Origin of the sequence: Oceanobacillus sp. FSL K6-3682 (genome assembly GCF_037976165.1) — a bacterium.
Lineage (GTDB): Bacteria > Bacillota > Bacilli > Bacillales > Amphibacillaceae > Oceanobacillus > Oceanobacillus sojae.
Map to the genome: position 1 here is coordinate 482,987 of NZ_CP150263.1, position 14,675 is coordinate 497,661.

Genomic DNA, 14,675 nt, shown 5'->3' on the forward strand with positions numbered 1-14,675 from the left:
TTAGCCCTTCTCGGACAATGAACAAGGCCGGATAGAACGATTAAATATTTAAAAGTATCATGGATAGAGCAAGGAGCCACTTCACTTTATGGAAACAGTTAAACACGAACTAAAAACAAATGGGACATTCTTCTCCCTGGTTTGCAAGAAAAATAATTATAAAACAGAAGAAATAAATGTGATGCAGAATACAGTCAATCAGTTATTAAAAATCTCTACAACATCCAAAAAGCCAGGAATGCTGCTGGGGCATATTCAATCGGGGAAAACGCGTTCTTTTCTTGGTTCTGTGGGATTAGGATTTGATAATGGTTTTGATGCTGCGATTATTTTAACAAAGAATTCGAATGCACTTGTTAAGCAGACCTTTGAAAGGATAGAGGGAGAGTTTTCAGAATGCATAGAAGAGGATAAATTAGCTGTCTATAACATTATGAAAATGCCGGTAAAGCTCCGCAAATTTGAGTTAAAGAAAAAGCTCGTTATTGTTCTAAAAAAAGAAAAGAAAAATATGCAGCGCTTAGAAAGTCTCTTATTTGAAATGTATCCAGATCTGGCCACACAAAAAATCTTATTTATTGATGATGAAGCGGATTTCGCTTCGGTTGCGTATGACAATGTGAAAGATAAAAATATTATTGATCTGAAGGTAATTGCCGGGCAGATTGATGGTATTCGTGCCAGGTTAAGTGATGCTGCTTATCTGCAGGTAACAGCCACACCATATTCCTTATATCTTCAGCCGGATGATATGACGGTTCATGAGCATAAAGCATTTCAGCCGAAGCGGCCGGCTTTTACAGAATTAGTGCCGGTGCATGACAAGTATGTTGGCGGGGAGATGTATTTTGATAAAGCCAAAGAGGATGGACATATGGCAAGTTACCTCTATCATGAAATTCAGGAAGAGGAGCTTGAAATTTTAAGGAAAAGTGATAAGCGCAAGGTAAAAGTGAATTATTTGCTTACCGGTGAACGTTATGACGGCATCCGCAGTGCTTTGATTCACTTTATTGTTGGGAGTAAAATCCGCAATATTCAACAGGAGAAGATGAATCAGCGTCTTGAAAAATATGCGTTTATTATGCATACCATCACCACTAAGGCTGCTCATCAATGGCAGGAAGAGGTGATGCTCCATATGGAGGAGCAGCTCCGCGAAGCAATAGAGAAGGAGGATCCCGTCTTTGACCAGTTAGTTCGTGCAGCTTATCAGGATTTTGTACGATCACAAATGAAGGGTATATATTTTCCAGCCTTTGATGAAGTTCTTTCTAACGTTCGTGAAGCTTTGATAGAGGAAGAGCTGTTAATTGAAATTGTAAACTCTGAGCAAGATGTAGATAATTTATTAGACAAATCGGGAGAGCTGAAATTACGGACCCCGCTTAATTTCTTTATTGGCGGACAAATTCTTGACCGCGGTATTACGATAAAAAATTTAATTGGCTTTTACTATGGAAGAAACCCGCAAAAGTTCCAGCAGGACACGGTATTACAGCATTCCCGGATGTATGGAGCCCGCCCGTTTGCAGATATTGCAGTTACCCGTTTTTATACAACAAAACGTATCTATGATGTGATGGAGCAGATGCATGAATTTGATGCAGAGCTGCGCAGAGCCTTTGAATCCGGGGCAAACAGCGGAGAAGTGACCTTTATTCAAAAGGATATCAATAATACGATTTTGCCATGTAATCCAAATAAAATTTTATTATCAAGCGTGCAAATGTTGAAGCCGGGAAAACGAATGCTGCCAACAGGTTTTCAAACAATTGCGAAGAGCTATCTGGAGCGGCAAATGAAGAAAATAGATAAGTATATGGAAGCGATGAAGCATACGGCAAAAGCAGTACATCCAAAAGACGCCCGCTGTTTCCTGATTAAAAAAGAAAAAATTCAAGAGCTGTTGGCAATGATTTACCAGACCTATGAATTCGAAGATGGATACGAATGGGACCTGGAAACATATTGTGCTGTGATGAATTATTTGTCAGAGGAAACGGACACGAATCGAAAGGGATACGTCTGGATAATTTTACGCCAGAATCGTAATATGGCGCGTATTCGAAAAAGTACGGATAGGTTTGAAGATGCTCCCGATACAAAACAGGATGAATTAAAAATAGCACGAAACTTAGCAAGAGTTGTTCCAGCTCTAATTTTAATAAGACAGAATGGAGCAGAGGAGCAGGGCTGGCGCGGCGGTGCTTTTTATTGGCCGGTGCTGGTTACGCCTGAGGAGACGAAAACGACAGTGTTTGCCGGAAAAGGGGTTAAAGAGAGGTGAAACAGGTGAATAATTATTTTCACAAAGATGATGCCCAGTTAAACCAACAATTACAGCAGGCTATTGAATTAAGAGAAAAAGGCGATGCGAACCAATCCAGAATTATTATATTAAAGCTGTTAGAACAAAATCCGGACCATGCCTTTCTCAACTATCAATGTGCCTGGAGCCATGACGTTTTAGGAGAAGAAAGAACTGCTGTGCCATACTATGAAAAAGCAATTCAGCTGGGCTTAGAAGAAAGAAATTTAGAAGATGCTTTATTAGGGCTTGGAAGTACTTATCGGACATTGGGAGAGTATGAAAAATCGAAGAGCACATTTTTAAAGGGAATAGAACTATTTCCAGATAATAAAGCAATTCAAGTGTTTTATGCGATGACATTATATAATTTAAAAGAGCACCATCAAGTAATGGAGATATTGTTAAAAAATCTTGCTGAGACGACGAATGATGCCGACATCCAAAAATTCTCCAGGGCAATTACTTATTATGCAGATAAATTGGATACAAGCTGGGAGTAATTAGTGAGAAATACAAATTTATAATCGCTTCATAAGTAAATGCCAGTGCTGTTCGATGCGTGAACAGCACTGGCATTATTTTAATAACAATCCCAATTATAAAGCACCTTACTAAAATCTCTATTTTTCAAATCCTCTTCGGAGATAAAGAAATTTCCAACACCGGAATCTCCCCACATAATGTTATCACCGGCACTATCAATTTGCAGCAGCAGTATATCTTTTTCTTGATAATCTCCATAAGCCCGCGGATCTTCCTGGGTAAAGAAAGGATAGCCGCCCAATTTATGGCCTGTACCACTAAACAGCTGGAAAAATTCTTCTTCCAAATCTTCATCATTTCTTATTTTATCAAATATATCTGCGTAAACCTCTTCACGGCGGTAATCACTTACTGTGAGAGCTTCGGAACCTATTTCAAAGGATAATCCCATCTCCTGTTCAACAGGGAAAAATAACTCATCATCCGGCAGGGTTACAAAAGAAAAATCCTGCACTAATTGTGATTCATCCTGAATAATATCTTTATGATAGATAACGCGAAAACCAGCTTGATTCTGACCATCATCAAAATCCATTCCGATAACATCATCATAGCCATCAATGTAAAATTGCAAAATCCCTTTATGCGGAAAATGCGGCAAATGAACAGGAACCTCATTAAAATTAATCTGTGCGAGCAGTTTTAAAGGGTTACTCTCTTCATTTTTAGGATACTCCATGGAAACAGGGAAGTACGGATTTCCTGCAAATTTACTTTCGAATAAAGATGTTTCCCGCTCTGTAGCAGAAACCTTTACAACTGGAATCAGTGTATCTTGAATGATAGAGCGGTATTGCTCAAAAGCCTCTGATAATTGTAATGATGTTTTATCTGGCATAAGAAACCTCCTGAAATTCAGTTTATTCTGTATAATGATTACTATAGCAAATATTAAGATGAGGAGAAAATGAGAGAGCAGATAATTTACAAAAGATAAGAAAGGCTGCTTTATCAGTGGAGATGTTTACAGACTATTACATAATCTGGAGGGATTTCGTTGCACAGAGTAGAGTATATAAGAAATAAAGAAAAAGAATACCATGATGCCTGTTATGATAATTATAAGCTGTTCGAGAAAGGCTCCTGGCTGTACAAGCCTGTTAAAACAGTAATGGAGCAATTGCCATATTTTAAAGAAAAAACGAATATTCGTGTTCTGGATTTAGGTTCCGGGGTCGGCCGGAACAGTATTCCCATAGCAAAAGAAATAAAAGGCAGAGGAAAGATTGTCTGCGTAGATTTGCTGCCCTCAGCAACGGAAAATTTAAGACAGTACAGTAAAGAATATAATGTGGAGGAAGTCCTTAAGCTGGAAACCAGGGATATAGAGGATTATCCAATCGTAAAAGAGGGATTTGACTATATTATTGCAGTCTCTGCTTTAGAGCATGTTGCTTCTGAAGATGTTTTTGAAAGAGTAATAGAAAATATGGCAAAGGGAACTCGAAAGAATGGCATCAACTGTATTATTGTTAATTCTGAGGTGGAAGAAATAGATATTGCAGAAAATAAAAAGTTAGATGTCATGATGGAAGTAAATATTAAAACAGAAGAAATGCTCCATAAATTAGACAGGCTGTATGAGAGCTGGGAAGTACTGAAACGGCTCGTGAAACCATTAAAGTATACAATAACACGTGATAAAAGAGACGTTTTGCTGCAAACAAATGCAATAACTTATGTGGCGAGGAAATGCGATAATTATTGATAGAGGATGCCCGAAACAGAAGGTGATTTCTAAGAATGAATACCGTTACTCAAACCGCACATCCTCAGAAATCTCTTTCAATTTATCCCGTTGCAAAACTCGTATTTGATCATTTTCCCGCTCTACAATCTCTTGAGCTATCCATTGTTTTAAAATTCGATTGACATGCCTTTTTGTAGTCCCTATTAAAGCAGCTGTTTCCTCCATATTTTTGGTTGTAATATAAGATGCCTTCGAATTAGAACCAGAAGCAATGGTACATAAAAAAGCAGCAAGCCGGACATTGGCAGGAGACAGTGCATTCACTCTGGATGAGATGGTACATGTCCGAAGCTTATATGCTAATTCTTTTAATAATATTTGCGTGAATGCTGCATCGTATTTCAGCTCCTTTTCATACGCCTGTTTGGGAATAAAGACGAATGAACATGGTTCTGCCGCAACGCAATTAGATTGAATCACACAGTCTTCCAGAATTTCAATGTCTCCCATAACAGCAGGAGCCTGACAGTAACGCAGCAACAGCTCCTTGCCTGTGATTTCCTGACTGGAAACAAAGTATTTTCCACTTATTAAAAAATAAAATCCATCAATTTCTTCTCCGGCAGTTAATATGTATTCATTGGATATGTATGTGCGGATGGTGACTTCTTTTTCCACTGTATTTGGAATCAAATAATTGTAAATGGCAGCGAATTGGCTTAGCTCCACGTTATTTCCTCCTTGGGACATCTGTCCTTTCGTATATTTTTAATCATAGTATACTTGAAAAAGAGGTGATTCACATGAATTTTGTTTTTGATATAGATGGCACAATTTGCTTTGATGGAAAAACAATAGATGCGTCCATTATACAGGCACTGGATGAAATAAAAGCGGCAGGGCATCAGGTGATTTTTGCATCCGCAAGACCAATCCGGGATTTACTGCCGGTTCTGCCTGAGGCTTTTCAACAAGGGAAGCTGGTTGGTGGAAATGGATCATATACTTCAAATGGCGGAAAGGTTGACGTCATTCATTTTCAAGATAGTTTACTTACAAAGCTTCAAACACTGGTAGAAGATAATCAGTTAACCTACTTAGGAGATAGTGATTGGGATTATGCTTTTACTGGAGAGAAGACACATCCTATCTATAAGAATATTAATCAGGCTTCAGCAAAGAATCGAGAGCTGAGAAGCCTGCATAAGCTGTGTAAGCTGGTCCTGTTTCAGCCTTCACGGCACGTAATAGATGAGCTATCCACTCTGCCTGTAAGTATAACCTGTTACAAGGATGAAAATGCGATAGATATCAGTCCGGTTGGAATCAATAAAGTAAGAGGGCTGCATGCTTTACAGGTGCAGGATTTTATTGCATTTGGTAATGACAGTAATGATCAGTGCTTGTTTGAAAATGCTTTGTACAGCGTCTGTATTGGCGGACATGAGGTTAAACAATATGCATCTGCATCAATAGAAAAGGAAAATGTTCCAGCGATGATAGGTGAAGTATTGCGTGCGTATGAAGATCAAGAAATACAAAGCATCTATGTTTAAATATTTACTATAAAAGGAGAGATAACATGAATGAAGAGATTATCTCGCAATTTCCTACACTGACAAATCGGAATTATCTTGCCAGCTGTTCTCAAGGACTATTGCCGGCAAGTACTTCTCGTGCAATCACAGCGTATCACGAAGAATTACTGGCTAATGGAACAAATTGGGATGCAGCAATGGGAATGCTGGAAAGAGCCCGGGAATCCTTTGCTGCACTAATTGGGGCTGACCCGGATGAAATAGCGGTTGTGTCCTCGGTGTCACATGCTATCTCTGCAATAGCGACAGCTTTTCCAAATGCTTTAACAAGAGATGAAGTTATTTTCACAGACCTTGATTTTCCCACGGTTGCAGATATATGGACTGCCCAGACAAAATTTCAGAAGAAGCTTCATGTGATTCCATCTGAGCATGGGAAGATTTCTCCGGCATCTTTTGAGAACCATATCAATGAAAAAACACTGCTTACATCTATTCCTCATGTCCATTATAAAAGCGGGTTGAAGCTGGATATCAAAGAAATAGCGGAAGTTGCACATCGAAAAGGTTCGTTATTATTTGTTGATGCCTATCAATCTGCAGGACATTGCCCTATTCATGTAAAAGAGATGGGAATTGATTTTCTGGCAACGGGAACAAGGAAGTATTTATTAGGGATTCCTGGCATTGCTTTTCTGTATATTAATCAAGAAATTGCCGATAAGCTTCATCCGGTCGTGACAGGATGGCTGGGAAAAGGGAAGGAAGGCGTAAGAAAATTTGATTCAGGTACACCTTCCTTTATCAGTGCGTATGCTGCCAAAGCGTCTTTGGATTTTATTCAATCTATTGGAGTTCCTCATATTGCAGCTTATCTTGAAGGGTTGGGAGCATTCACAGTGCAGTATGGAAGTGAAAAAGGATTAAGGATATATGGAGCTGAGGAGCCGAAAAACAGAACAAGTTTAGTTGCATTTGTTCATCCACAGGCTGCTGAGGTCGTTAATAAGCTTCAAGAAAAGGGAATTGTATTAACTGCAAAGGAAAATATCATCCGAATCTCACCGCATGTTTATAATACCAGGCAGGATATTAAAAGAGCGATTGATGAAATTGTACTGTTAACGGAATGACGAGACTATGAGAATCTGCATCTTTAAAATCACTTGCATCTATTTTTGAACGCCCTGCTCATTATTGCTCTTTTTCCTTATAAAGTTAACTATATTGTGTCAGTTACCTGGACTATATAGGAAATATCACTGCATTCCCGTATAATACAAGACAAGAAATCCTATTTGGAGTGTGAATTTCATGACGAAGACGAAAAAATTGAGCCTGATCTTGTTCGGGCTGTTAGTTTTATTAGTTGCCTGCGGTGGAGAGAATAATAATCAGCAAGAAGATGCGCTGGAAGAAACGGGCGATATCAAAGAATTAGTTCATCACTATAGTACCGAAGATATTGTTGATGAGAATGCATCCATTACTTCTGAACAGCTGATTGTTACGGATAATGAGGGAAATGAAGAAGCTGTCTATGATTTACCGGAGGATGAATTTTTTGTTTCAATTGCACCCTTTGTTCAACAGACACATCCTTGTGAAATTCATAGTTTAACAGGCTGTCAGGGAGAAATGGTTCAAGAAGAATTTGATGTATATATTGAAACAGCAGAAGGCGATGTTGTCATAGATGAGACAATGCAGACGGAGGAAAATGGCTTTATTGACCTGTGGCTTCCAAAAGATGAGACATATACCGTCGAAATCAAGCATGACGGAAAAGAAGTAACCTCGGAGATCAGCACGTTTGAGGATGATTTTACCTGTATCACTACAATGCAATTAATCTAGTGAAGAACAGTACCCCTATGCAGAGTGTCTGGGATAACCCGGCAGTCTACATTTGAAATAACAATATTATTTTTGTTGTCCTACATAATTGATTCTCCTTGTACATACGCTAAAGCAAGGAGGATGATAGGATGGATAAAACAGATGAGCCAATGAAAAGAATGGCTAATTTGCGATTATCACATGCGGGATTTGCCCAGTATTATAAGGAGCTATTAAACAGAAACCAATATCTGCTCAAGGGAAACAGTAAAAATAAATCTCACAAGCATTTTTTTCAAAAGGTTCATAGGGCGAATTCTTTCCGTATTACATAGAATTTGCTTTATGTAAATATAAAACGAAACTTCAATCAATGGAAGTTTTACGAAAATTACTCCGTGATAAGACAGGATTAACATTGTCCGAGCCGTTTGATATTCTTATATCAAGCGGTTTTTTTTCGATAATTAAGGAATATTTTTAATCCGTGTTAGAACTAGTGAAATAGCTTTAGTACTTCATGGAGAGAAAATATGTAGTGACAAGGACGTATTCTCTTTTTATCAAATGATAAACAATGCTACAATAAAACAATGTAATCTTAAAATAAAGACAGGGCAGCAGGTGGTATGAATAATGCCGCAACAGCTGTCTGTTATAAATATAAAATATATAGTTTCAGATAGAGCAGCAGGAGGAGTAATCATGGTCAGAACGAAACAGGACGTGGAGAGGTTAGAAGCGGAGTTAAACCGAATTCACGAGAGCATCGATATGAGCTCAGAGGAGTTATTTAATTATCGGATTAAAGGAATATGGCAGAGGCTGAAAACAAGTTCGGGAAAAGAACAATTAAAAACAATGCCGATGGACACGATTTTAACATTGGAAAATGAGCTCCCCGTAGATAGTTTAATGAAGAACGGCTTTAAAACAATGGAAGATATAGCTGATCATAAGCCTGAAGACTTCATACAGCTTGAAGGGATGGATGAAAAAACAGCAGAGGAGCTTTATCAAGCTGTTTCAAAGATAAAAGCATCTGTCTATGAACAGGCAATTCCCCGTGTAAACCCAGATGATATTTCCAATGATGATGTAAGCTTACTGGAATCTATTTATAAGAAGTGGCATCTGTTGAAGATTCTGGAGAAGCTGCAGGCGGAATTTCAGGAGTACTATGAAGAAACAATTCCTGATATTGAAATTGCAAAGAAGCAGAAGAGCTTTTTTGGGGCATTATTCCAGCCGAAAGAGGAGAAGGAGAAAATTAGGTCTGCCTTTGCTAATTTAAATAAAAGCAAGCATCAAAAGGAATTAAATAAAATCAAGAAGCGCTTAGATTATATGCTTGATTTTGAGGTGAGCAAAGAAGAACTTAAAAAGCATTTTGAAACAGAAAATGCTTTCTACTATACAGAAATTGAGAAAGCAACGGACTTTGACTCAAAAAATATCTCAGAAAGCTTGCCGCAAGAGGCAGTAGAAGCAGTGAACAGTTATCCGTTTGATACAACAGGGCTGAATATTACCTTAAGAAATTATCAAATTTTCGGCGCGAAGTATGCATTGCTGTATAAAAAGACGCTGTTAGGTGACGAAATGGGCTTAGGAAAGACTATTCAGGCGCTCGCTATTATTAATCATCTTACGCAAAACAATCAGGGACATGCTGTTATTATTTGTCCCTTAAGTGTTGTTGCTAATTGGAAAAGGGAGATTGAACAGCGATCTGATTTACAGACATTTGTCTTTCATGGCAGTAATCGGGAGGAACAGTTTAAAGCTTGGAAAGAAGAGTGTGGAGTCTTAATTACAACGTTTGAACTGGCTGGTGATATGCAGCTGGAAAAAGAGTCTCACCTTGATGCCTTGATTGTTGACGAAGCACATTATGTGAAAAATCCGAGTGCGAAGCGTTCACAAAGCGTTTATCATTTAGCTGATCTGGCAGAGTATGTCTTATTTATGAGCGGAACGCCACTGGAAAATAGTGTGGAAGAGATGAAGCAATTAATCTCGGTTTTACAGCCGGAAATTGCGGAAAGCCTAACCAAAGAGATGCACCTGCATCAACCCAAGGCATTTCGTAAAGCAATTGCTCCCGTTTATTTAAGGAGAAATCGAAAGGATGTCTTAAATGAACTTCCAGATTTAGAAATTATTCCAGAGTGGGTTCGTTTTGGAGACGAAGAGGAGAAGTTCTATCAGCAGGCTGTGAAGGATGAACAAGTTATGGCAATGCGCCGTGCGGGCTGGCAGGGGGAAATCCCAGATAAATCGCCGAAGCTGGAGAAGCTGCTGGAAATCTGTGAGAATGCCAAAGAAAATGGACATAAAGTGCTGGTGTTTTCTTATTTTAAAGATGTTATCCAAACCATCAGCAAAAATTTAGAAGACAGAACACATCGGGCAATTACAGGGGATGTTCCTAATCATAAAAGGCAGGAAATTATTGATGCATTTACAGGAGATGAAGCTGGGTCTGTACTGGTCAGTCAGATTACTGCCGGTGGTGTCGGGGTTAATATTCAGGCAGCGAACGTTGTTATTTTATGTGAACCGCAATGGAAGCCGTCGATGGAGGAGCAGGCAATCAGCCGTGCTTATCGTATGGGACAATCCCGGAACGTTGTTGTCTATCGTTTATTAACAGAGGAAAGCATTGACGTAGCGATGCTGGATGTATTGGGAGAGAAAGCAGATCTCTTTAATCTGTTTGTCAGAGAATCTGATACAGCATCTCGTATATTGGATGAGCAGGAGCAAGAAGAGGAAGAAGCTTCGATTCAGAAGAAGGTATTGAGGCTGGAGAAAGAGCGATTTATGGAGGCTGTGCGTTAACAGACGCTTTGAGCTGTTTTAAGGGACTAGGGAGGAGACAGTCTGGATGTATCAATATTTAAGGTCACAATTTGGTATAGAAAATTTGCAGCATCAAACGCTCTGTCAGCATAAAATGACAATCCCTATTGTTTTTCAGAAAGAAACCTCTCCATTTAAAAACAATGGTTACAGTTATAACGAAAGCTATTTTCATCATGCGAACTGTGAAGCACAGGCTGTGTTTAATACTTTATTTTCCAAATCAGACGAAATAGAAGTAATAGTGAGTGTTTATCATCCTCCTGATATACATCCCAAAGTGGATTTTATCAGAAAATATTTCAAAGAGACTAATAAGTATCAAATCAAGCACAGGCAATTCATGCAGAGTTTAGAAGAGGGTGAGGAGCTGGTAAGTGAATATGCTATCCAGACAGGAAGGCATCAGCTCTGTTATCCCGAATTAATTCAGGCGATTTGTAATTAGGATTTTCCGCCACGGCTGCCGAGACTGAAGAATCGTAATGTTTCTTCTGTAAGGTTTTATTTAATTAATAGGACAAAGCATGTACTTTATTATATTTACGATGATAGAGGAGCACTGGTTGCGATTCAGGATCAAGTACAATTAAAAAAATTTAAAAAAGAATTTAACAGTATTTTAGAACAGGCTGAGAAGTGTATCGAAGAACCAATCATTAATAATAAGTCCCTCAAATAACAGTTTACGACGTTATTTGAGAGGCTTATTTCTTTCTACATATGAACCCAGATCTGAACAATACTTATCACGATGCCCAAAGCTAAAGGAACAATTCTTGTTAAATTTAATCCTGTGAATGTGACAGTAGTCTTTTCTAAAGGATCTTTTGCAGGAGAAGCTAAATAACGTATAAATCGCTGCCAGGCCGTTTGTTTTTGTACCAGCTTTCGTTCAGGAACAATCACATGAAATTGATCCAGTTCTTCCTTTAATTTATCTTCTTTATTAAATTCATCCTTCAGCATGAAAATCCTCCTTCAGGTCGTGTTTTAGTGTGCTCATTGCCTTATGTAGTCTTGATTTAACGGTACCTATCGGAATATCTAATATCGATGCAATTTCATTTTGGGGGAGGTCCTCATAGTAAACAAGTAAAATAATCGCCCGCTGTTTATCAGGTAATGCGGCGATTGCCTGCTGTATCCACATTTTTTCATCCATGCTTATTGAGTGGTCAGCCTGTGGAACCAAAAAGGGAAGCAGAGAGCGCCATTTTTTTCTTCTATTTAACTTATTTATTAATAATCGGTAAGCAATTTGGAACAAATAAGCTTTGACAGTTCCTTTATCAGGGTTAAATGTGTGCTTTTTTATCTGCAGGATTTCAAAGGTATCATGTACAATGTCGACACTAAGCTGCTCTTCCTGTGTGTACCGGTATAAAAAGCAGTAGAGCGGCTGATGCAGAATGGTATATAATTCAGTAAAACCTGTTTCATCTCCATTCTGATAAATCTCCATCCATCCTTCGTTACGCTTCATCTTCTTTATCCTCTAGATGAGCTTTGATGGATTTTAAAGTCATGGAAATACGGCTGATAAAATAGCAAACCGTTACGATTACCCAAGCTTGGGCCTGATTGGATAAAAATTGCACCCAGGAGTTTTCAATATTTTCTCCGGAAGCTAATAAGAAAAATAATATTACCGTACAAAGAATGGTATAAACTGCCACAGCTATTGTGACTGTATCAAATATATTCCATCTTAAATAGACCGTTGTCTTTTTGTAATTTATTTTCCCATCTTCTTTGACAATATATTTACGATTAAATGGTATGCTTATTGCCAAAATCAGTATAATTTGTATTCCTACTACAATCAAAGAAACAATATATCCTATCCCCATATCATTCTCCCTATCTGTATATTTTTTGAGCATAGTCTGATGAAACTTGTTAAAATCAGTACAATGCGATGATGTTTTTTCTATTACATTTCATTGTGCATGCAATGTATCAAATAAGTAAAGCATGGTTTTATTTTTCAATATTACTATGGCCGGGTTTCTCCGAATGTTTTTGGTTGAATATTTGTATATGCTTGCTGTTCTTAGCGGTAAACGCAATTATTATATTAAGAAAAACGGGATATAAGCACCATAAAAAGAACCCCCAACGATTTGTTATTAAAGAAATAACTAACAAGAGAACAAGAATCACGATTGAAATGTAAATAGTACGTTTTTGATATGTATTCATTTTTTATACCCCTTTCGAAAAAATAAATTATTAATCAGCTTTGATTCATTGCAGCGTTGTTTTTTATTTTAATTTGCCACTGTTACTGACTATACAAACAAGGGAGGAAAAAGGTTCGAAAAAATAATGAAAATCAGAAATATATCCTAAAACCATGTTAGGCTAAGAGTATAGATCAAATTTTTCAATGAAGGAGTTGTTGATTAATATGAATAAAACAATTTATATCATCCGGCATTGTGAAGCAGAAGGACAGGCTCCCGATGCTCCCTTAACAGAAAAGGGGAAAGAGCAGGCGGAAAAGCTGGCTGCATTTTTGTATGACAAGAAAGTGGATCGTATTATTTCCAGTCCATTTTTACGTGCAATACAAACGGTAGAGCCGCTTGCTGAAGAAAATAATTTGAAAATAAAAGTGGATAACCGTTTGCGGGAAAGAGTGCTCAGCTCTGCTTCAATGCCTGACTGGATGACTAAACTTGAAGCAACCTATAAAGATTTAGATTTAAAATATGAAGGCGGCGAAAGCAGTAACGAGGCAACAGGGAGAATTGTTGAGGCAGTGAACGAAATACGCGAAAGTGATGCCGATAACAGCATCATTGTTGCACATGGAGGAATTATATCCCTGCTTCTGTATTATTATGATAAAAACGCAGGATTCGAGGCGTGGAGAAAACTTAGTAATCCAGATGTTTATGCATTACAGATTTCAGACGATAATTATCAGCTTGAACGGCTATGGACAGAAGAATAAAATACAAAAAGAGCTGATTGAATATATTTCTCATCATACATCAATCAGCTTTAATGTTTCAAAATCGAAATTCATTCCTGCCAGCTGGAGAACAATTTCAAGATGTATCTGATTCTCCTGTACATCTGCGGTAGAATAGTACACCTCTTTTTGCACATAGAAAAAACAGAACATATGAAGATGCTCTGTCTATTAAATCTCAAAGCTGTATTTCTTTTAGTCATCCCACCAGCTCGTTTCCATGTCAATCAGCCAATGATTTTTTAGTGTTAAGGCACGCTCAATAGCTGCTATAGTTCCAGCAACCAGTAATGTCGTATTCATCCAGGCTGGAAGAATTATCGGTGATGTGAAGGAGCCCCATCTTTCCTCAATGATAGGAAGCTGCGAAATCATGGCAGCCAGCTGTGGTAATCCCAATATGATAGAAATTAGAAGAATGATAACCGCAAGCTTTCCGATGATGGAGCTGATTTCAGGGAACTTGGCATCGAGTCGCACCCGCAAGCCTTCAGCTGAACGGCGATCTGGAGATAATACAAACTCCTGTTCATCCTCTGTCACATAATGAATTCGTTTCAAACCATATGTTGTTGTTGCGACCTCAATAATTCCTCCGGGAATCGGGAAAAAAGCTGGATTAGCAGCTTTTGCATGATGCTTTCCATCACGGTATAAATCAATGGATTCATTTTCATCAAAATAGTCAACATGAACTGCATAGGTGTGCATTTCCCCGTCATCTTCACGAAGCTTTATATAAAAAAGCGAACGATAAAATACTTCGTAAAAACGAAACGGCTTCAATGCATGTCCATCCCCGTCTTTTACTTTTTTTATTGCTTTTTGTCTGCGCTTGCTCTTAAAAAAACGCAACATATTATCCTGCCTCCGAATGGTACCTCTTTAATAGATAATACGGAA

16 protein-coding genes are annotated in these 14,675 nt (G+C 38.2%); 10 read left to right on the plus strand and 6 right to left on the minus strand.

The features are described 5' to 3' along the window. Window positions 1–88 precede the first annotated feature (88 nt). Window positions 89–2,290: a Z1 domain-containing protein gene (locus MHH51_RS02590; RefSeq protein WP_339284331.1), complete on the plus strand. Its 2,202-nt coding sequence runs from the start codon at window positions 89–91 to the stop codon at window positions 2,288–2,290. Further along, window positions 2,287–2,814, plus strand: a complete 528-nt coding sequence (locus MHH51_RS02595) for a tetratricopeptide repeat protein (protein WP_339284333.1) — start codon at window positions 2,287–2,289, stop codon at window positions 2,812–2,814. The genes MHH51_RS02590 and MHH51_RS02595 overlap by 4 nt, the downstream gene beginning before the upstream one ends. 80 nt (window positions 2,815–2,894) lie before the next feature. Here MHH51_RS02595 and MHH51_RS02600 read toward each other — a convergent pair whose 3' ends face one another. Further along, window positions 2,895–3,695, minus strand: coding sequence for a YwqG family protein (locus MHH51_RS02600; protein ID WP_339284335.1), 801 nt, complete (start codon window positions 3,693–3,695; stop codon window positions 2,895–2,897). Between the two features lie 159 nt (window positions 3,696–3,854). On the opposite strand from MHH51_RS02600, the gene MHH51_RS02605 reads away from it, so the two are divergent. After that, window positions 3,855–4,565 carry a class I SAM-dependent methyltransferase gene (locus MHH51_RS02605; RefSeq protein WP_147209020.1) on the plus strand — a complete coding sequence of 237 codons (711 nt, stop codon included), beginning with the start codon at window positions 3,855–3,857 and terminating at the stop codon, window positions 4,563–4,565. A gap of 45 nt (window positions 4,566–4,610) precedes the next feature. On the opposite strand, the gene MHH51_RS02610 is transcribed toward MHH51_RS02605, so the two are convergent. Beyond that, the gene (locus tag MHH51_RS02610) at window positions 4,611–5,276 is read right to left on the minus strand and encodes a Crp/Fnr family transcriptional regulator (RefSeq protein ID WP_147209022.1); all 666 of its coding nucleotides are present in this window, start codon (window positions 5,274–5,276) and stop codon (window positions 4,611–4,613) included. Window positions 5,277–5,350: 74 nt separating this feature from the next. Here MHH51_RS02610 and MHH51_RS02615 point away from each other — a divergent pair, with 74 nt between their 5' ends. The 6 genes from MHH51_RS02615 (at window position 5,351) to MHH51_RS02640 (ending at window position 11,237) form a co-directional block, all read left to right on the plus strand. Next, window positions 5,351–6,103: an HAD family hydrolase gene (locus MHH51_RS02615; RefSeq protein WP_339284337.1), complete on the plus strand. Its 753-nt coding sequence runs from the start codon at window positions 5,351–5,353 to the stop codon at window positions 6,101–6,103. Between the two features lie 26 nt (window positions 6,104–6,129). Then, a complete protein-coding gene (locus MHH51_RS02620; protein ID WP_339284339.1) occupies window positions 6,130–7,218 on the plus strand; it encodes an aminotransferase class V-fold PLP-dependent enzyme in 1,089 nt (362 codons plus the stop codon). A gap of 181 nt (window positions 7,219–7,399) precedes the next feature. Further along, window positions 7,400–7,942 (plus strand): CueP family metal-binding protein, encoded by a 543-nt coding sequence (locus MHH51_RS02625; RefSeq protein WP_339284341.1) that lies wholly within the window; start codon window positions 7,400–7,402, stop codon window positions 7,940–7,942. A gap of 131 nt (window positions 7,943–8,073) precedes the next feature. Beyond that, a complete protein-coding gene (locus MHH51_RS02630; RefSeq protein ID WP_147209027.1) occupies window positions 8,074–8,259 on the plus strand; it encodes a hypothetical protein in 186 nt (61 codons plus the stop codon). Between the two features lie 370 nt (window positions 8,260–8,629). Beyond that, complete coding sequence (locus MHH51_RS02635) at window positions 8,630–10,768, plus strand: SNF2-related protein (protein WP_339284343.1); 2,139 nt, start codon at window positions 8,630–8,632, stop codon at window positions 10,766–10,768. A gap of 46 nt (window positions 10,769–10,814) precedes the next feature. Further along, window positions 10,815–11,237 (plus strand): hypothetical protein, encoded by a 423-nt coding sequence (locus MHH51_RS02640; protein ID WP_339284344.1) that lies wholly within the window; start codon window positions 10,815–10,817, stop codon window positions 11,235–11,237. A 269-nt stretch (window positions 11,238–11,506) separates the two neighbouring features. Here MHH51_RS02640 and MHH51_RS02645 read toward each other — a convergent pair whose 3' ends face one another. Genes MHH51_RS02645 through MHH51_RS02655 form a run of 3 tightly spaced genes read right to left on the minus strand, consistent with a single transcriptional unit; the run spans window position 11,507 to window position 12,642 of the window. Then, window positions 11,507–11,758: a hypothetical protein gene (locus MHH51_RS02645; protein WP_156985879.1), complete on the minus strand. Its 252-nt coding sequence runs from the start codon at window positions 11,756–11,758 to the stop codon at window positions 11,507–11,509. Beyond that, window positions 11,745–12,275: an RNA polymerase sigma factor gene (locus MHH51_RS02650; protein ID WP_339284345.1), complete on the minus strand. Its 531-nt coding sequence runs from the start codon at window positions 12,273–12,275 to the stop codon at window positions 11,745–11,747. Before MHH51_RS02650 ends, MHH51_RS02645 begins: the two co-directional genes overlap by 14 nt. Beyond that, a complete protein-coding gene (locus MHH51_RS02655; protein ID WP_147209037.1) occupies window positions 12,265–12,642 on the minus strand; it encodes a group-specific protein in 378 nt (125 codons plus the stop codon). Before MHH51_RS02655 ends, MHH51_RS02650 begins: the two co-directional genes overlap by 11 nt. A gap of 560 nt (window positions 12,643–13,202) precedes the next feature. Between MHH51_RS02655 and MHH51_RS02660 the strand changes: the two genes are divergently transcribed. Beyond that, window positions 13,203–13,751 carry a histidine phosphatase family protein gene (locus tag MHH51_RS02660; RefSeq protein ID WP_147209039.1) on the plus strand — a complete coding sequence of 183 codons (549 nt, stop codon included), beginning with the start codon at window positions 13,203–13,205 and terminating at the stop codon, window positions 13,749–13,751. A gap of 216 nt (window positions 13,752–13,967) precedes the next feature. On the opposite strand, the gene MHH51_RS02665 is transcribed toward MHH51_RS02660, so the two are convergent. Next, entirely contained in the window at window positions 13,968–14,630 is a 663-nt protein-coding gene (locus tag MHH51_RS02665) for a hypothetical protein (protein ID WP_339284347.1), read from the minus strand. Window positions 14,631–14,675: the final 45 nt, after the last annotated feature.